Annotated in this window: 14 protein-coding genes and 2 tRNA genes; 11 read left to right on the forward strand and 5 right to left on the reverse strand. The window is 47.4% G+C overall.

Annotation, left to right across the window (positions count from 1 at the left end):
* Nucleotides 1-4: 4 nt before the first annotated feature.
* The 7 genes from ACSF8W_RS06380 to ACSF8W_RS06410 are packed head-to-tail and all read left to right on the forward strand — an operon-like array spanning nucleotide 5 to nucleotide 5,793.
* Nucleotides 5-913, forward strand: a complete 909-nt coding sequence (locus ACSF8W_RS06380; RefSeq protein ID WP_500846046.1) for a type II secretion system F family protein — start codon at nucleotides 5-7, stop codon at nucleotides 911-913.
* Complete coding sequence (locus tag ACSF8W_RS06385) at nucleotides 913-1,758, forward strand: type II secretion system F family protein (RefSeq protein WP_500846047.1); 846 nt, start codon at nucleotides 913-915, stop codon at nucleotides 1,756-1,758. The genes ACSF8W_RS06380 and ACSF8W_RS06385 overlap by 1 nt, the downstream gene beginning before the upstream one ends.
* A gap of 5 nt (nucleotides 1,759-1,763) precedes the next feature.
* Nucleotides 1,764-2,540 (forward strand): tetratricopeptide repeat protein, encoded by a 777-nt coding sequence (locus ACSF8W_RS06390; RefSeq protein ID WP_500846049.1) that lies wholly within the window; start codon nucleotides 1,764-1,766, stop codon nucleotides 2,538-2,540.
* The gene (locus tag ACSF8W_RS06395; RefSeq protein ID WP_500846050.1) at nucleotides 2,530-3,042 is read left to right on the forward strand and encodes a TadE/TadG family type IV pilus assembly protein; all 513 of its coding nucleotides are present in this window, start codon (nucleotides 2,530-2,532) and stop codon (nucleotides 3,040-3,042) included. Before ACSF8W_RS06390 ends, ACSF8W_RS06395 begins: the two co-directional genes overlap by 11 nt.
* The gene (gene tadF / locus ACSF8W_RS06400; RefSeq protein ID WP_500846052.1) at nucleotides 3,026-3,580 is read left to right on the forward strand and encodes a tight adherence pilus pseudopilin TadF; all 555 of its coding nucleotides are present in this window, start codon (nucleotides 3,026-3,028) and stop codon (nucleotides 3,578-3,580) included. The genes ACSF8W_RS06395 and tadF overlap by 17 nt, the downstream gene beginning before the upstream one ends.
* A gap of 1 nt (nucleotide 3,581) precedes the next feature.
* Nucleotides 3,582-5,108, forward strand: a complete 1,527-nt coding sequence (locus ACSF8W_RS06405) for a TadE/TadG family type IV pilus assembly protein (RefSeq protein WP_500846054.1) — start codon at nucleotides 3,582-3,584, stop codon at nucleotides 5,106-5,108.
* A 7-nt stretch (nucleotides 5,109-5,115) separates the two neighbouring features.
* Nucleotides 5,116-5,793, forward strand: coding sequence for an OmpA family protein (locus tag ACSF8W_RS06410; protein ID WP_500846056.1), 678 nt, complete (start codon nucleotides 5,116-5,118; stop codon nucleotides 5,791-5,793).
* A 100-nt stretch (nucleotides 5,794-5,893) separates the two neighbouring features.
* On the opposite strand, the gene ACSF8W_RS06415 is transcribed toward ACSF8W_RS06410, so the two are convergent.
* Entirely contained in the window at nucleotides 5,894-7,213 is a 1,320-nt protein-coding gene (locus ACSF8W_RS06415) for a peptidoglycan DD-metalloendopeptidase family protein (protein WP_500846058.1), read from the reverse strand.
* Between the two features lie 513 nt (nucleotides 7,214-7,726).
* Nucleotides 7,727-7,927, reverse strand: coding sequence for a hypothetical protein (locus tag ACSF8W_RS06420; protein WP_500846059.1), 201 nt, complete (start codon nucleotides 7,925-7,927; stop codon nucleotides 7,727-7,729).
* 549 nt (nucleotides 7,928-8,476) lie between these two features.
* Between ACSF8W_RS06420 and ACSF8W_RS06425 the strand changes: the two genes are divergently transcribed.
* Nucleotides 8,477-9,028, forward strand: a complete 552-nt coding sequence (locus ACSF8W_RS06425; RefSeq protein ID WP_500846061.1) for a copper resistance protein NlpE — start codon at nucleotides 8,477-8,479, stop codon at nucleotides 9,026-9,028.
* A 152-nt stretch (nucleotides 9,029-9,180) separates the two neighbouring features.
* On the opposite strand, the gene ACSF8W_RS06430 is transcribed toward ACSF8W_RS06425, so the two are convergent.
* From ACSF8W_RS06430 to ACSF8W_RS06440, 3 genes are all read right to left on the reverse strand, one after another.
* On the reverse strand, nucleotides 9,181-10,326 hold the full coding sequence (locus ACSF8W_RS06430; protein ID WP_500846677.1) for a YcbX family protein: 1,146 nt from the start codon (nucleotides 10,324-10,326) through the stop codon (nucleotides 9,181-9,183).
* 390 nt (nucleotides 10,327-10,716) lie between these two features.
* The gene (trxC, locus tag ACSF8W_RS06435; RefSeq protein ID WP_500846063.1) at nucleotides 10,717-11,151 is read right to left on the reverse strand and encodes a thioredoxin TrxC; all 435 of its coding nucleotides are present in this window, start codon (nucleotides 11,149-11,151) and stop codon (nucleotides 10,717-10,719) included.
* A 140-nt stretch (nucleotides 11,152-11,291) separates the two neighbouring features.
* The gene (locus ACSF8W_RS06440) at nucleotides 11,292-11,489 is read right to left on the reverse strand and encodes a hypothetical protein (RefSeq protein ID WP_047876308.1); all 198 of its coding nucleotides are present in this window, start codon (nucleotides 11,487-11,489) and stop codon (nucleotides 11,292-11,294) included.
* A 397-nt stretch (nucleotides 11,490-11,886) separates the two neighbouring features.
* Here ACSF8W_RS06440 and ACSF8W_RS06445 point away from each other — a divergent pair.
* The 3 genes from ACSF8W_RS06445 (at nucleotide 11,887) to ACSF8W_RS06455 (ending at nucleotide 17,264) form a co-directional block, all read left to right on the forward strand.
* Nucleotides 11,887-11,977, forward strand: a tRNA-Ser gene (locus tag ACSF8W_RS06445).
* A 39-nt stretch (nucleotides 11,978-12,016) separates the two neighbouring features.
* Nucleotides 12,017-12,093: transfer RNA gene (locus ACSF8W_RS06450), tRNA-Asp, on the forward strand.
* 470 nt (nucleotides 12,094-12,563) lie between these two features.
* Entirely contained in the window at nucleotides 12,564-17,264 is a 4,701-nt protein-coding gene (locus tag ACSF8W_RS06455) for a DUF3320 domain-containing protein (protein ID WP_500846065.1), read from the forward strand.
* Nucleotides 17,265-17,399: the final 135 nt, after the last annotated feature.

A 17,399-nucleotide genomic window follows, 5' to 3' on the forward strand; every position in this document is an offset into this window, starting at 1 on the left:
GCCAATGATGCTATCCCTTTCTCTCATCTTGTTTGGTTTGGCGGCCATACTGTGGACCCGCCAAAGCAGCGATCTCAAACGCGCGTTTCTGGAAGCAGACACTAGCGATGAAATGAAAGAAGAGCTGCAAGCAATTAACCTGAAAAACTTGCGCCAACGTAGCCGTTGGCAGCAGTTCCGAGATGAAGCTACACCGGTACTGGCGATTTTGGGTAACAAAGCCACGCTGATTATCGTGATCTTTTTGATCACCATGCTCAGTGGTGCTTGGTACGTGAACAACCGCGTGCTGCACTTGGACTCGCAGTGGCTGACAGTCTTGTTTCCGTTGTTTGCCTGTTGGGCGAGTTGGAACTGGCTGGTGAATAAACGCCGTAATGATTTTGAGCAGACCTTTCCTGACGCGCTGAATATCCTGATGAGTGCGGTGACGGCCGGTGACAGTTTGATGCAGGCGATCAGCTACGTGGGGGAGAGTTTGGATAATGTCGTGGGGCGTGAATTCAAAGTCATGGGTGAACGTTTGAAGCTGGGCGAAAGTTCAGATGTAGTGTTTCAACGCGCCAGCAAAAACTTTCCCTATCCTGCATTTCTATTCTTCATCGTGACCATTCGCGCCAACATGACCCGAGGTGGCCAGTTGAAAAACGTGTTGGCCCGTTTGATCCGTGTGTTGGTCGATGCCCGCACGTTAGAGAAAAAGAAAATGGCCATGACATCGGAAGCGCGTATCTCGGCCAAAATTGTCGCGGCGATCCCGGCGCTGTTCATGGTGCTATTGAATTTTATCAGTCCGGAAAACGTGGATTTTATCCTGACCGATCCCGAAGGCCGCTACGTGCTTTACTACGTGTTGGGCAGTGAAGCACTGGGGCTGGGTATTGTGTGGTGGCTCGTGAAGGGAGTGAAGTAATGGCATTTGTTATTTCAGGCTTATTGTTCGGGGTAGTGATTGCGTTGTTAATCACGCGCTACTACCAAGAAAAAATGATCAAAGCCAATATCAATACGTTTTTATTGCACCAGCGCAAAAGCCGTTTATCCCGCTTGAATGACTTCATTGTCCGTTTCGGCAAAGAACACCGTCAGGATCTGGAACAAAAATTTGTCGATGCGGGTATCTACAATACCCATCTGGCGAAGTATTACTTTCCGATCAAAATGTCGGTTGTGGCTGTTTTCCTCGGCACCTTGTTTGTGGGTGAGATGGAGCAGAACACCAAGTTAGTTTTGGGGTTGATTGGCTTCATTGTGATTCTGCTGGCGCCGGACATGATTCTGGCTTCGCGCAAGAAAATGTTGGTAAGCCGCATGTCACGCCAGTTGCCTTACATGCTCGACATGATGTCGGTGTGTGTGCAGACCGGTATGACCATTGAAGCCGCACTCACGTATTTGGGCGTAGAGCTGGAAACCTTCGATAAAGACTTGTGTTACCAAATCCGCAAAACCTCTGACGGGGCGCGGTTACATGGTTTGGAAAAAGCCCTGTATGACCTGAGTTTACGTATTCCAACGGCAGAGGTAAGAAGTTTCACGCTAACCTTGATCCAGAACCTGCAATACGGTACCTCGATTGCCAATGTATTGAGCGATCTGGCCGAAGACATGCGCAAAATTCAGGTACTCAGCATTGAAGAGAAGATCGGTAAATTGTCAGCCAAGATGAGTATTCCGCTTATCTTGCTGATCATGTTCCCGATCGTCGTGCTCATTTTGGCTCCCGGCATCATGCAGATGTCGATCAACATTGGGTAAAGGCTATGAACAAATCCACGCTGCTGTCGGCACTCGTTTTAGCACTCTCTTTAACAGGGTGTGCGACCTCAGGGGGCACGGCGGATCCCATCAGTGAAATGACCAAGGTCAACAACTATCCGGGCATGATTGCGTACTACAAAGCGGCCTTGCAAAAGCAACCGGATGATGCGGCAGTCATGCAAAAGTTAGCTGAGGTGTATTACCAATCCGGTGACTTGGAATCGGCGGCATTTTACGTTGACCACTTGCAGGCGCAAGGTGAATCCACTCCGGCATTGTTGGTGTTGGCGGGGCACATTGATGATGCCAAAGGGGATCTCACCGGTGCGTTGTCTGCATTTGAGCAGGCGGCAAAACAGGGGGATGACACCGCTGCACTGAATATCTCGCAAGGCATTGTGCTGGGTAAGTTGGGGCGTTTTACGGACGCGGAAGCCCAGTTTAATCAGGCGCGCCTGAAAGGGTTTGATGACATTGCCATCAAAAACAATCTAGCGGTGCTGTATCTGGCACAGGGGCAGTTCCAGAAAGTCGTGGATATGCTGATGCCGGTTTATACCAGTGCGGATTTTAAGGCGAAAGACAACCAAACCTTAGCGGTGAATTTAGCCATTGCCCTGATTAAATTGGGTGATGACAAGCTGGCATACGGTGTGTTGAAAGGGATGTACAGCGATGAGCAACTCGCTGTGCTGTTCCGTCAGGTGAAAAACATGACAGTGCTGCCTGCGCAACAGACGGTGTTGCCAGCGCAAGGAGAACATCACGATGCGCTCTAGTGTTTCTCGTCTTTTTCATCGTTCCTCGCGCCGTCAGCGTGGTGCTACCTCTATCGAGTTTGCGTTGGGGGGCATTGTGCTCATGCTGGCGACCTTTGCCATCTTTGAAGTCTGTTACAACATCTATGTGGTCAATGTGACAGAAGCGGCGCTGCGCGAAACCATCCGTGGTACCAAAATTCATCAGGGCGGTCACTCTCATGCCCAGTATCAGGCCAAGTTTGATGCGCTGCTACGCAATGAAGATGCGTTGTGGCATTTCCTTATCCAAAAAGATCAGTTCGAACTGACATCCACCTATTTTAAAACCTACCGCGATCTGGTGAATAACACCGGACAGGGCAGTGAGACCGTTTCGCCGGATTACGTACTGGCCGAAGTGACGTTGACGTATCACTACAGCCCGATGCTGACTCTTTTTTCGATGGGGAAAAGTGATATCAGCCGTACCATGATATTGAATCTAGAGCATGAGGGATGGTGGGATGAAGAAGAGAAGTGATCGTTCACGCCAACGGGGATCCTTTGCCGTTGAACTGGCGTTTGTGATGGTCGCCTTGTGTGCCATTTTCCTGTTCACCGCAGATTTAAGCCAGAAGTTGTTACTGCGTTCGCAGTTGGATCGCACCAGTTTTGCGCTGGTGAATATCCTGAAAGAGCGTATCCGTTACTATTCAGAAGTGGTGGACGATGATCGGGTCGCGCGTTACCCCCTTAACCAAAGCGACAGCCGAGATATGCAGATTTTGGCCGCGCGTATGCTGGGTGTGCCGCAAAATAAAGTCGCGATTCAATTGGATGCCATGATCAATATGGTACCGCAACCCGCTTTTACCAGTGCGCGTTTTGAACAGTTGCAGTGCCAGCCGCTTAAGCCGATTTCGCAGCAAAAAGACTTAGTGCCCGTGGAAGGCGGTAAGATCTTCCCGTTGTATCAAGTCACCTTGTGTGCGCAGTCGGAAAGTTGGTTCCTGCCATTTTTTGGTGAGAAGGAAGCGTCGAGCACGATTACTTCTACGTCAGTGATCCCGGGGCGTTAAGATGAAACGACACAATCCATCGCGACATCGCCGTATGCCCGTCAGCTTACAACGTCAACAAGGGGTTGCCGCCTTGTGGATGGCGCTGATGTTAGTGCCTATTATGGGGTTTTCATTCTGGGCGGTAGAAGGCACGCGTTATGTACAGGCGCACAGCCGTCTGCAAGATGCCACGGAAGCCGCTGCGCTGGCCGTGACCATGGCCGACGATGAAGACCATGCTAAAGCACTGGCGGAAGATTATGTACGCGCTTATGTGCGTGACATTGACGGTATTACCGTGCAGGTGAAGCGCAAATACGAAGAGGGCAATATTCACCAGAATATCGATGAATATATCCAGTACACGGTCGACGCCACGACGCGTCATCGCTCGTGGTTTACGAGTTCCTTTATTCCTTCATTTGCAAAAAATGTATCCATTGCCGGTGAGTCGGTTGCTAAGAAATACCCAGAATACTTGGGTGATCGTGATATCGACATCGTGTTTGTGTCGGACTTCTCTGGTTCGATGAATAACCGCTGGCAAGGCCATTCGCAGTTGTATTGGTTGAAGCGAGCGATTAATCAAATCACCGATAAAATTTTAGTGAAAGATGAAACCGATAATTTCATTAAAAATCGGGTGGCATTTGTGCCGTACAACTTGCGCGTGCAGGACAAAATTAACGGTTCACTGATCTGTAACAGTCAGTTGCGTTATAACACCTATAACAGTGGCTATTGGGATCCCGAATATGAAGCGGTTGACTGGACCTATTGGGCGCGAGAAAACAGTAATACGGTGTATTACTGTGCGAGTGACTCACGCTATTGTCCGGGACAAAATCGAGATGAAAGGGAGTATTATCAGAAGCAGGCGCGGCGGGTTTATAACGTCATTAACAGTAACCGAAATTGGCATTTGCTCGATATTCCCAACTATATCGATTACCGCAAATCGGTCAGTGATTTATTCACCAATAAAATCCAGACCCAGCATTTTCATTACAACAGTGAATATAACCGGTTGTATTCTAGCGCGTCGATGTGTTCAACCGGTCGCGATGCCTTTTGGACGATTGGCTTAACCAGCAGTAAGTCTGCTTTGCATGCGATTGATCGGATGGATGCCACCGGCGGTACAGGGGCATACCAAGGTATTTTACGTGGTGCGCAAGTCATGGCGGCGGGTCGTCCGCATACCCGCGATAAAACCGTGATGGACGAGTACAACGAGCGTCTGAAAATGATTTTGATTTTGAGTGACGGTCAGGAATCCCCGTATTCCAGCATTCTACCTAACCTCGTGAATAACGGCATGTGTGACCGTATTCGGAGTCAGTTCAGTGACAGCGACATGCCGCTGTATATTGGGGTCGTGGGCATTAACTTCCGCGCCAGTGGACAGAGTGGTTTCAAGCAGTGCGTGCTGAATCCGAAAGAAGACATCATTGACGTGAAAAACGTGAATGACTTAATCGATAAAATTGAAGAGCTGATCAAAAAAGGTTCCCGTTCTAGTGGAGTGCCTAAGCTATATGGATAATCAAGTAATGCGAAAAACAATCCTCGGTCTTATGTTGTCTTTGCCATTGGCTGCACAGGCGAATGATGCGCTGAATCAAGGCTTAACTGACTATTGCGAGACAGGCACTTACAGCGTGGCACATTCGGTAAGTATTGGCGATGTGACGGCATTGGGCAACCATCGCCAAGGGTGGATGCAAATTGCACAAACCTCACAAGATGCCGAACTTAAAGCGAAACTGTTGATGTTGGCCGAACAAGTGGGGATCAGTGAGCAATGCCTGGCCTTTTTGGATGGCAAGCAGTTGATCACCACAGAGCCCGTGACCGAACCCAAGGTAGACGCCAAGCAGCCGGTTGAGCCAAGCCACACCCTGTTAGCACGAGTGTATTTTGACTTTGACCGCGCCGCCTTAACGCCGATGTCGAAAGTGATCCTCAAGCGTATTGCCCAGAAGTTGGAAACTACCGGCCAGTTTGTCCGTTTGGAAGGTAACACCGATAACAAAGGTAGCGAAGCGTACAACTATGCGTTGGGCTTAAAGCGTGCTAATCAGACCGGTGATTACTTGGTTGAGCAGGGCGTACAGAAGACGCGTATGGTGAGCACCAGCCAAGGTGAATTGAAGCCGATTAGCAGCAATGCGACGGCAATTGGCCGTGATGAAAACCGCCGAGTGGATGTGTACCGCGATAAGCCCTAGCACCGCTCTGGCCAAGTGTCATCAATAGTGCATTGAAACAGGGAAAAAGAAAGGGAAGCGCGATGGCGCTTCCCTTTTTTTATCTTGTCAGTTGATCGCGTTAGGCATCGGGTGTCGCGTTATCTGCTTTCGCGAACAAGCTCTTCTCGTTGCTTTCCCCTTTGTCCATCATGGCATTGTATTGTGCCACAGAGGCTTCAAACTGCGCTTTTTCTTTGCTCGGTACCGAAGAGGCCATTGGGATTTTGGCTTTCAGCGGATTCACCGGCTTATTACGGATCAAGAACTCATAGTGAATATGTGGCCCTGTCACGCGACCGGTTGCCCCTGCGAGCGCAATACGTTGCCCTCGAGTCACTTTCTGTCCCTTCTTCACCAGAATTCGGCTGTTATGCAGGTAACGGGTGCGGTAGTTGGTGCCGTGTTGGATCACCACATATTTACCCGCGTACGGGTGGCTGACTGTCTGTATTACCACACCGTCACCGGTAGCAAGCACAGGGGTGCCAGTTGGCGTGGCAAAGTCGACACCATTATGTGGTGCAATACGGCCTGTGACTGGGTGACGGCGCTTAGGATTGAACTGAGAGCTAATACGGTACTTCTTCCCTGCCGCGTACGGGTAGCGCAAGAAAGCGCGTTGTAAGCTGTCGCCGTTGGCGTCATAGAAGTTGCCGTCACTGTGCAGATAGGCTGATGTAACCGTTCCACGGTTATGAATGCGAATGGCACGGATTTCATGGGTGCCTGTTGGTTCATCATCGACGGATTGGCGTGACACCACCACCTCAAAATCATCGCCAGCACGAATATCACGGGTGAAATTCAGTTTGTCTTTTAGCAGGGTCGTGATTTCATAAATTTCAGTGGCGTTCAGGCCGGCCTTTTGCGCCGAAACCGAAAAACTGCCGTGAATTTCACCGGTGGCAACCACATCGTTCCAGTCGCCAGGAATGGAAATCTCTTGCACTTCAAAGCCGGTGTCATCGGTACGCTGATACGCAACTTTTTGTGCGCGGTTAAATTGCAGTTCTAGTCGTTCCAGCTGATTATTTTGATCATCGACCCAAAACCGAAGACGGTTACCCGGTTGCAGAGTATCGATCTTTAGGTGGTTAAGGTCGGCTTCCATCAATTGTTGCATGGTGGAATACGGCAGATTTAAGCGGGCAAAAATTTCGCTCAGTGAGTCGCCTTTCTTAATGGTGTAGGCGTAACGCGGCGGATTCACTTCCGTCAGGTCAACGGTCGCTTTTGGCGTCCATGGAGTAGAATTGATGATCAGGTTGATCGGGGTCGCCTGATGCGTCGACGTATTGTGGGTCAAAATAGCGGCCATTGTCAGTAACGACAAGCTCGCAAGCCCGATATATTTCGGCGACATCCATTTGCGTGAAACGGCCGATTTTGGAGTAAACATAAAAAGAACTCGTCGCTTTTAATTCTGTGTACTTTTAGCGGTAACCGGTGTGAACAATTTTGTTGGCTCATCCGATGCTTTTTAGGACGACGTATCAACGGCATCCCACATTTTTGTGATAATAGTTTGCCATAGGGAGACAATGGATGGCGTAAAAAGGTTCCCCAAAATGCAAAAAAACAGATTTATAAGATTAAAACTGTCGCATTTGTGACTTAGGTATCATTTTTCCTGTTCTTTTATTGTTCACAGCAGTAAAAGTGCCATAAAGCGGATTTTCGCATGTTGCGGGTAACCCAGCCGAGAGACGGTGCTGATAGATGCGTTATTTAACAGCCAGTTAGTCAGGTGTACGCGAAGTCAGTGGTCGTCGAGTGGGGAAATCACGGCGCTGGGGAAGTAATAAGAGGAAGTAAAAGGGGGGGGCGTCGAGAGAAAGTGGTGGGAGGTGGAGGGATGATGGTTGAGCAGATAAAAAAATGGCAAGGCGTAAAGCCTTGCCATTCTCATGGATCAGATGAAGCGAATTTTGACCGCTTGCAGTTTATTGCTTGAGTCATCCATGATGAACTCGACCAAACTACCCGATGATGGTTGACCTTTTGTCATAACGTTAGCGGCAGTAAAACTGATGTCGCCGCCAAGATCACAAGTGATTAGGCCAGTGTTGTTCATAGGGTTAAAGCTGCGGATAATACCGGTTTCTGAATGCATGTTTTTTTCCTTTTGCACATACGCACCGTCGTAAAGGAAGCCATAATCTGTTGGCTTATATTCTCTCTACGGGGTTTGCCTATGTGGCTATCAAGTTGAGTACAAATACAATGTGCGGCTCATAATGAACACGCGCTTGTCTTGCCCGCATACCCGTTATTGAACGGAATGAGGGTACTCTTTGACCTTCCTATTGTGCGTCAGGAGCTCACCAACTCGCTGACTCATCACTGAAATCACTCGCAACTTAGCGAAAACAGTGGAAATTTTAATAGTGATAATCTTCTGGGAGGGTTACTTACTTTGGCGAGAAGTGAGGTCATTTCCTCGAAAATCATTATAGGTCTGAGTCACAGACCGCCAAACACTACCCTTAATTGAGGGACTTGTAAATACATTATTTTGCAAAAAAGCGTGAAGAAGATCGTTTCAATAGATAAATCGATCATTTCATTGAACCCTGACGAATAACTCACACGGCCTTGACGCAGCAAGCATCGATTACGGCATAAAATACAATCATCAGATGAACATGGTGAAGGAACCATAATGAAAAAAATCGTACTGATGTGCGCAACGGCGGTCTGGCTTTTGGCGGGGTGTGATCAACAACCTGCGTCTTCATCGACAACCGATTCTGCGCAAGAAAAACCAGCCGTAACCTCATCAGCAGCAGGTAATGGCATGTTGTCACCGTTGGATGAGATCGCCAATGATCAGGCCAATGCTGCTCAGGTCAATACCGAACAGACTAAGGTGACTGTGGATCCGGATCATAGCAGCCGTAATGCCTTAGACTGGAATGGCACCTACACTGGCATTTTACCGTGTGCCAGTTGTGAAGGGATCAAAACCGAAGTGGTGCTGCACAAAGACGGCACCTATACCCTGACGGAGCTGTACTTGGGGGAAGCGGGCGATGCGTTTGAATATGAAGGCACCTTCAATTGGAACACTGCGGGCAATACCATTGCGTTACCCGCGGTAGGTAGTGCTGGGGCGAAATTCTTTGTGGGTGAAAGTCAGCTATTCCGCTTAGATCAAGACGGTAACCGTGTTACGGGTGAGTTGGCTGAGCATTACATCTTAAAGAAGCAGTAAACCGGACGCGTTAAGCGCATATCACATTGGTTACAAAGCGAAAGTAATGCGGCAGTGATGTGATAAAACGGCGATAAAAAATGAAACGGGGCTGTCACATCGACCGCCCCGTTTTTTTGTGTGCTAGGTAGTGAATCAATAATCCTGAAGCATTAACGCTGTAACACCACATCTGATTGCGGAATACAGCAACAAGCTAAGACTTTCCCAGCTTCGCGATCACTTGGACGTAACGCGGGCATATCAGGCTGGTCGACCGTACCCGCTGTCAGTGTGATTTTGCATGCGCCACATAACCCCGCACGGCAACGGTGAGCCAGTGTAAAGCCTGCCGCTTCCGCCTGTTCAAGCAACGAAGATTGGTTATCCCCCGTAAACTGCTCACCATCAATGCGAATAATCACCGGCTTGGCTGGGCGGCTCGTTTCTTGAGGGATAGCTTTTTGATGGATCGCTTCTTGTGCCGCCGCTTCTGTTTTCATGGCGCGATCAAGGTAGTGGGCAGGCATTTGGATTTCGAGTACTTCCACCGTATCGCCCGCGCGAATCATCCCTTCATTTAACGCCACTAAATTTTGGCCGAAAAATACATCGCCATTGGCATCCGCACGGAATGTCGTCAGGGTTTGCAGCGGCTCTTTGTGTGGGTTGAATGTGCCGGTTTTCGGGTCAACCGTGGTTAAGACACAGCGGGCGCAAGGTTTTACAATCTCAAACGTTACTTCGCCAATGCGGATCCGCTTCCAACCGTCTTCAGCAAATGCCTCGGTGCCGGTCACCACCAAGTTGGTACGAAATTGCGCCATGGTATGTTGCTGCGGGCTGCGCGCATTTAATGCCTCAAGCGAGGCCTCACTGATCACCAATAACGGATAGCCATCGGCAAAACTCACATTTTGTTGAATGTTCGAGCGAACACGTTGCGATTGCTCGCCCGTAAACAGCAACTGCACCGTTTCATTCAATATTGTGCTGAACCAGTGGTTAGCTGCCTCGGTGGTTTGCAGGGCAGAAAAGGTGTCGTTCCAGACGGTGGCATTGGCCGGTTGTAGGGAAAAATCGGCATAGCGCAGGGTAAGCGGCGCACAGTCTGGGTGGGTCAGGACTAATCCATGGGGGTGTAACGCGGCCGCAACCTTGACCAATTGCGGATACTGACGGGCAGTGATCATTCTGCCGTTAAGGTTGGCGACCATAAAGCGGCGATCAAAACAGATCCCTTGCTTTTCAACCCAGGCTTGCGACTGGCTTAAACCGGCGATGGATTTGATTGGGAATACATTAATTTGGCTAAGCATAGCCGCCTTCACTGATTGGCTCACGGGGTTCTTCCTTATTATGCTAGGGTGTGTCCCTTAATTATTTGCACCATCGTTATAGGTCCAAAATTCGTGAAAGCAATCAAAATGGCGATGAACATAGTGGTTCTATCTTCAAGCCATTTTGGGCAGATAGCACGGATTTTGGCCATAACCCTTCGGGCTGCGCTATTTTCTGCGCATGGCTGCCTTAAAAATTGCTCATTTGGCCCACCAAATCATACATTTTTTAAGTTGTCCTGCTTGAAAATAGCAGCAGCGATGGACGCAACATAATTGAGGGACACACCCTAGTGGGGCAAGCATAACAAAAAAGGTGCCCAAGGCACCTTTTTATCACACGCTGTGGATCACAGTGGTGGCATCACATTATTTGGTCAGGGCTTGATTGAGCCACTGATCAAATTGGCTTTTTGGTAAGGCGCCATTAATGGTGTCGGCCAGTTGGCCATTTTTGAACACCATAATGGTAGGAATGCTACGGATGCGGTACTGCGCCGCCAGCGCTTGTTGGGCTTCGGTGTCAATTTTCACGAAGCGCACATCGCTGTTTCGCTCTTTTGCGACATCCTCAAACACAGGGGCAAAACCGATACATGGATTACACCATGGGGCCCAGAAGTCGACAACTACCGGTTTGTCGCCCTGCAATAAGGTGAGAAAATTCTCTGTTGTGCCTTCGACAGGCATACCGTCTAGCAGACGATCTTTACATACACCACAGGTCGCAATCTCGTTTACGCGCTCGGTCGGAATACGGTTCATCGACTTGCAGTGTGGGCAACGGGTAGTCATTGTGGTCATAGTAGCGTTCCATTTCAGTGTTATTACGCACTACTGTAACGACTACCCGATGAATAAAAAAGTCGGAAATATAGATTGTATTGATAGAGATAATCTATCGTTCAACCACTCCTCTGTAAGATAACGCCACTTAGCCACAATCAGTGGATGAGCCCAAGTTCTTTCGCTTCTTCAATGGTCAGGCCGCTGGCTCTGATGTCACGAAGCATTTCAATACGGCGGCGGGCTTCAGCCTGCTGACGCTTGTACTGAGAGATATTAGATGCTGTTTCATCTTTGAAGTCCCATTTTGAGGACACATCTGCAATCTCGTTATGGTCGATAGAGTTGATAGACACAATTACCTCCTAAAGAAACCCTGCATCAAATTCCACTTATGTGTACCAAACGAAATTCACCGCGTTAAGGTGATAAAACCGACTTTGTGACTTGTCGCAAAATAGTGCAATTTCGATGAAATGTTGCTTTGCGCGGGCCATAAACAGGAGTAGTGTTGATGGTTCCCCGCTCTAATAAACACGCCCTTTATTGGCGATATTTTGCTCAACGAAACATTCCCATTTTTTCTCGCGTATCGTCATTCTTTCTTAATGTGACAATAAGTTTACAAACAGTTACTTATAGAGCGATTTGTCATAGAATGATGCGTGTTGAGCGGATAATGTACAAACGCATTCAGTGCGTGAAAAAAAGCATTTACAGCCCCGCGGAACTCTCGTATTATCGCCGCACTCAGGAGAGATGGCTGAGTGGTTTAAAGCACCGGTCTTGAAAACCGGCGTGGGTTTATAGCCCACCTAGGGTTCAAATCCCTATCTCTCCGCCACATTCTAGAAATCGGGTTTACCGGGTTTCATACAGAATTGGAGCGGTAGTTCAGTTGGTTAGAATACCGGCCTGTCACGCCGGGGGTCGCGGGTTCGAGTCCCGTCCGCTCCGCCAACACAACGAAGCCTCAGTCGAAAGACTGAGGCTTTTTTGTATCTGCTATCTGGTGATAGTCATCGCTTACCGATCCCACTGTTAAATCCTTTCTCTTTTCAGCATCAAGCATTTGCTGTGACCAAAATGTGACTCTCTGGTGACCGCCGTATGATGGATGGGTATTTATATGCTTTTTCATTGATGTATGCCGTCAAATGAATCAGCTATAAAAAATTAACGGGTTGATAATTAAAGTTAATAAGTGCTTCTGAACGATTTGATACTGGCATAGTAGTGTGATGGCATATTATTACGTACAATACGCCGAATCTCGTTCGGTATAGGTGGTTTATGCAGCAATCTTTGAATTTTGAGCTTATTCGTGACCATAACGAAAAGCTCGCTATAACCAATAAAACACGCTTGTAACCGAAAGTTACAAGTCGACCATAGAACCACATTTCTATCCTCACATTTTCGGTTGGGTTATGGATAACAACTTAAAACAGATTTTTGATAAAAGCCGCCAAGAGTTACTCGATATGGGGCTGCGAGGTAACACTTTGCTAAGCCTTGGCAAAGGCCCGCGTGTATTAGAAATTATTGATGAAAAATCAATACAAGTGTTTGACACTTTAGTTAATGCCCACAAGCCAATGACCTTTTTACCTGCGCCCAGTGAGTTGGGATCGGACGATGATAAAGCCCTTACACAGGCTGTATTAATCGAGCATCTGGAGTCCCAAAGTGGTAACAAACGTTTTGAGGATAACGCGCTACAAACCTCACTATTTAAGAAGCCGCTAGAAAACCGTTTGCTAAAGCTAAGCGCAGAAGCCCTGACGTACGTGCAAGAGCAGGGCGTTGCTTTGCTTTACCTCGCGGTTGGTTTTATCAAGTGGTATGAAGATGAAAATTCCGACAAAGCGCGTAACGCACCACTGGTGTTAATTCCCGTAGAACTTGTGCGCAGTGATGCAGGTGATGCTTACAAAATTCAATATAGTGATGCAGAACTCGGTGCTAACTTAACCCTTGCTGCCAAGCTAAAAATGGAATTTGGTATTATCTTGCCGAATTTTGAAGAGCGGGAAGAAGGGTATTCTTTAACGGACTACTTTGATGCTGTTGAAAATGCAATCAGCAAAGAAACCCGTTGGTCAGTGCAGCGAGACAAGCTGGCGCTAAGCTTCTTCTCGTTTGGTAAGTTCCAAATGTACCAAGACCTGGCAGATGAAGCATGGCCGGAAGGGAAAAAGCCGTCCCAACATGTATTGATCACCAAGCTATTCGGTGGCGGATTTGAATCTGATGCTCATCTACTCGATGGCATGCCGATGGACGTTAACCAAGTAGAAGCCATTCAATTAGTATTAGATTCCGATTCAAGTCAAACCGAGGCGGTACTGTCAGCAAAATCCGGCGCGAATTTGGTGATCCAAGGGCCACCAGGAACAGGTAAATCACAAACTATCACCAATATCATTTCTCAGGCGTTGGGCGATGATAAAAAGGTGTTATTTGTTGCTGAAAAAATGGCCGCACTAGATGTGGTAAAGCGTCGTCTTGATAACTGTCACATTGGTGACGCAGTATTGGAATTGCATTCGCACAAAGCCAATAAAAAGGTGGTGCTAACGTCACTTAATACGAGCTTGATGCAGCACGCCCCACGCTCGCCGGAGCGCACTGAAGATATTGAAAAGCTGGTACAACTACGCAAACAGCTTGATGATTATTGCTTTTCTGTTAACGAGTCGATTGCCAACACAGGGATAAGTTACCAAGTTGCATTAGGGTACGCTTTAAAGTTTGAGACCGAAACTGAAGCGCTTGATATTGATGCAACGTTACTTCCTGCATGTGATATTGATTTGAATGTATGGAGCTCAAGCCATTTCAATAAAATCGCAGGGAAATTGCAGGAAGTGGTCGATTATCTTGCTGAGCATGGCGCACCTCGTCTCAATTTGTATGGGGCCACTCAGCGATTAGAAGTATCGCCAGTCGAAAGTAAAACGCTCAACCAGGTTTGTGGCGAATTGCAGCAAAACCAAACTCAATTGATAACAAAAGTGACGAAATTAGCTGAATGTCAAGGTTTTGATCGCAAAGTGAGCACCTATGCTGATGCTATCAATGCGTTACAGTCGTTGCGTCTTATCGCAGAAAAACCGGTAATGGCTGGCATTAAGGTTGATGATGAAACTTGGGACCGAAAAGAAGAGCAGATCCTCGATTTTGCAAACCAAGGCTTTACGTTGCAACAGCGAAAGTGCAACTTGCTCGCTCACTTCATGGAACCGGCATTCAATAGTGATTGGATACAACTCAGAGGCGTGCTAACCACTACGGGCGCTAAGTGGTGGCGATTCCTATCAGGGGAATACCGTAAAGCAAAGGCGACATATGCTGGCATGTGCCGTAATGGTCTTTCGGGTAACAGTACTGAGTGGGTCGCTCAGATAGACAGTTTACTCGAATATAAGGTCAATCAATCGGCATTTGTGGATACCGCTCAAAATGTGATTGCGGTGGTCGGTGAGCATTATAAGAACGATCAAACCGACTGGAGTGAACTACTAAAACCATTGCAATGGATTTACCAAGCACGGAAGGGAATGGAGGATGAGTCTTTAGATCTCAGTCTTGCTCGTCATTTGACCACGGAGTGTTCATCGGTAGATATCAAGGCTATCGAGTCACTTGATAGGTTGGTTAATCAACGCAATGAAAACGTAAAAGAAATATGCGCCATGCTGGAATTCAATAATGAATCCCTCGCTGAAGCAACGGCTGTGTTGGCATTAGATAATGTTGAGCGTATAAGCAAAGAAATTGAGCAAATATATGAACTTGCGCGTTTTAATCGCTTAACGAAGCAGTTGGATGAATATGATCTAGCAGAGTGGAGCAAATTGGCATACGCGTGGTCGTATGCTGCAGATGCTTTTTTGATCTGTTTTAAGCTTAAATTCTATGCTGAACTCGCAAATTATAGTTATGAAAATACGGCTGATATCCGTTTGTTTGACCGTACAGAGCATGAGAAGGCGTTAGAGCAATTTAGTGAAATTGACGGCAAACTTTTCCATTTTGCACAAGAGCAACTTGTTGAACAGTTATACCAACGCTTGCCCAACCCCTCTGCTCGAGGCGAAGTGGAGACACTGCGTCGTGAGTTTAATAAGAAACGCAGACAAATGCCGATTCGCCGCTTGATCAACAAAGCTGGGCGTGCGATTCAAAGTATTAAACCGGTCTTTATGATGAGTCCGATGTCTATCGCAACGTATTTAGAGCCGGGTGCCATTGAGTTTGACCTTGTGATATTCGATGAAGCGTCTCAGGTTAAAGTTCCTGATGCATTGGGGGCTATTTTACGCGGCAAACAGGTTATTGTAGTGGGGGATACCAAACAGATGCCGCCAACCAACTTCTTTGGCAAGATGCTGGTGTTAGATGACGAAGAGGCGGAAGAAAGTGTAACTGCTGATATGGAAAGTATTCTTGGAATGTTCCTCGCCGCAGGCACGCCAGAAACGATGCTGAAATGGCACTACCGTAGTCGTCATGAGTCTTTGATTGCCGTCTCAAACCAAGAATTTTACGACAATAAGCTGATGATCTTCCCGTCATCGGGTATTAATCCAAATGCTAAAGGTCTCACACTCAACTACTTACCGTATACGACCTATGATCGTGGCGGTGCTCGTTGTAACAAAGGTGAAGCAGCGGCCGTAGCCGAAGCAGTAATGGCACATGCGCGCACGACGCCAGATCAGACCCTTGGTGTCGTTGCGTTTAGTACTGCACAGCGCGACGCTATCATGCTTGAAGTTGAAATGCTAAGAAAGCAGCACCCTGAACTCGAAAGTTTTTTTGGTGAGCATGAAGAAGGCGAAGAGTTTTTTGTTAAGAACTTAGAAAACGTGCAGGGTGATGAGCGCGATACGATTTTTATCAGTATCGGTTATGGCAAGACCAATGAAGGCCGCTTGCCGATGAGTTTCGGCCCGTTAAACAATGATGGTGGTGAGCGTCGATTAAACGTACTTATCTCTCGTGCGCGTATGTGCATGGAGGTGTTCAGTAACTTTAAAGCGGAAGAAATGCCAACGACAGATGCATCACCTTTTGGTGTTCGTGCCTTGAAGAACTTTCTTCATTACGCAGTAATAAAAGAGTTAGTAAAACGGGAAGAGACAGGTAAAGAGCCGGATTCACCGTTTGAAGAAGAAGTGATATCACTGATCCGTGGTTTAGGTTACAAGGTTGAACCACAAGTAGGTTGTGCTGGGTTTTATATTGATATTGCCGTGCGCGATGTGAATAAACCGGGTCGTTATATGCTGGCGGTAGAGTGCGATGGGGCAACCTATCATAGCTCGAAGAGTGCACGTGATCGTGATCGTATTCGCCAAAGCGTATTGGAAGGGTTGGGATGGCGTTTTCATCGTATTTGGAGTACTGATTGGTTCCGTAATCGCTACCGCGAAACGGAACGTTTGAGTGATTCATTGAAAGAGGCGGAAGCATATTATCGTAATTATGATGATACTGAAGCATCAAGACCAAAGGCAAAACCTAAGAAAGAAGCCGCTCAAATTGAACGGGTCGTTGTGGAAGTGAGTTCATCAAAAGCTGAATACACGAAATGTACGCTAAACCAGTTATCTCTTCGCCTCGGAGAGGCTATTCCTGATGTCTCAACTCAACGATTAGCAGCCGATATTATGACAGTGCTTTACGCTGAATCGCCGATGCATACTAAATTGCTAACAACACGTTTATTGTCTGCCGTGGGGGCGACGCGTTCGGGTGCAAAAATTACTCGTACAATTAACGGTACGCTGAACCAGTTAGCGCGTAGCGGTAAAATCAAAGTCGATGGTGATTTTGTTAAGGTACAAGGAGCAGAAGTGGTCGTGCGTAACCGTCAAACCTTACCAAACAATGAGCGTAAGTTTGAGTTTGTTCCAGATGATGAAATCGCAGTCGCTGCGTTTGAGGTTGTCGTTGATGCTTTCTCGATTAATCATGATGAGTTAATTAAATCTGTCACCGAAACTCTGGGTTTTTCTGTAACGAGTAAAGCCATGAAAGAAAAAGCAGAGGTCGTGATAGGTAAGCTTCTCCAAGATCAAAAAATAGTATCAAATGGTGGTGTGTATTCTATTGGTGCTTGATTACAGGAAATAATAAGGTAGAAAACTGCTTGCTTAAATACGAGCAGTTTTTCTACTTTGAATAGTATTGGAAATTATACAGCGACCAAAGCGAATGTAGGAGGCCGTAGATGCACAGTCTCCGCCATTTCATAA

The organism is Photobacterium sp. 270122K, from assembly GCF_059941365.1.

Bases quoted from the DNA above. Each gene is read 5' to 3' on its own strand.
- ACSF8W_RS06455 (WP_500846065.1), top strand. From the start codon at position 12,564: ATGGATAACAACTTAAAACAGATTTTTGATAAAAGCCGCCAAGAGTTA.
- ACSF8W_RS06405 (WP_500846054.1), top strand. From the start codon at position 3,582: ATGAAACGACACAATCCATCGCGACATCGCCGTATGCCCGTCAGCTTA.
- ACSF8W_RS06420 (WP_500846059.1), bottom strand. From the start codon at position 7,927: ATGCATTCAGAAACCGGTATTATCCGCAGCTTTAACCCTATGAACAAC.
- ACSF8W_RS06380 (WP_500846046.1), top strand. From the start codon at position 5: ATGATGCTATCCCTTTCTCTCATCTTGTTTGGTTTGGCGGCCATACTG.
- ACSF8W_RS06425 (WP_500846061.1), top strand. From the start codon at position 8,477: ATGAAAAAAATCGTACTGATGTGCGCAACGGCGGTCTGGCTTTTGGCG.
- ACSF8W_RS06430 (WP_500846677.1), bottom strand. From the start codon at position 10,326: ATGCTTAGCCAAATTAATGTATTCCCAATCAAATCCATCGCCGGTTTA.
- trxC (WP_500846063.1), bottom strand. From the start codon at position 11,151: ATGACCACAATGACTACCCGTTGCCCACACTGCAAGTCGATGAACCGT.
- ACSF8W_RS06410 (WP_500846056.1), top strand. From the start codon at position 5,116: ATGCGAAAAACAATCCTCGGTCTTATGTTGTCTTTGCCATTGGCTGCA.
- ACSF8W_RS06385 (WP_500846047.1), top strand. From the start codon at position 913: ATGGCATTTGTTATTTCAGGCTTATTGTTCGGGGTAGTGATTGCGTTG.
- ACSF8W_RS06395 (WP_500846050.1), top strand. From the start codon at position 2,530: ATGCGCTCTAGTGTTTCTCGTCTTTTTCATCGTTCCTCGCGCCGTCAG.
- ACSF8W_RS06390 (WP_500846049.1), top strand. From the start codon at position 1,764: ATGAACAAATCCACGCTGCTGTCGGCACTCGTTTTAGCACTCTCTTTA.
- ACSF8W_RS06415 (WP_500846058.1), bottom strand. From the start codon at position 7,213: ATGTTTACTCCAAAATCGGCCGTTTCACGCAAATGGATGTCGCCGAAA.
- tadF (WP_500846052.1), top strand. From the start codon at position 3,026: ATGAAGAAGAGAAGTGATCGTTCACGCCAACGGGGATCCTTTGCCGTT.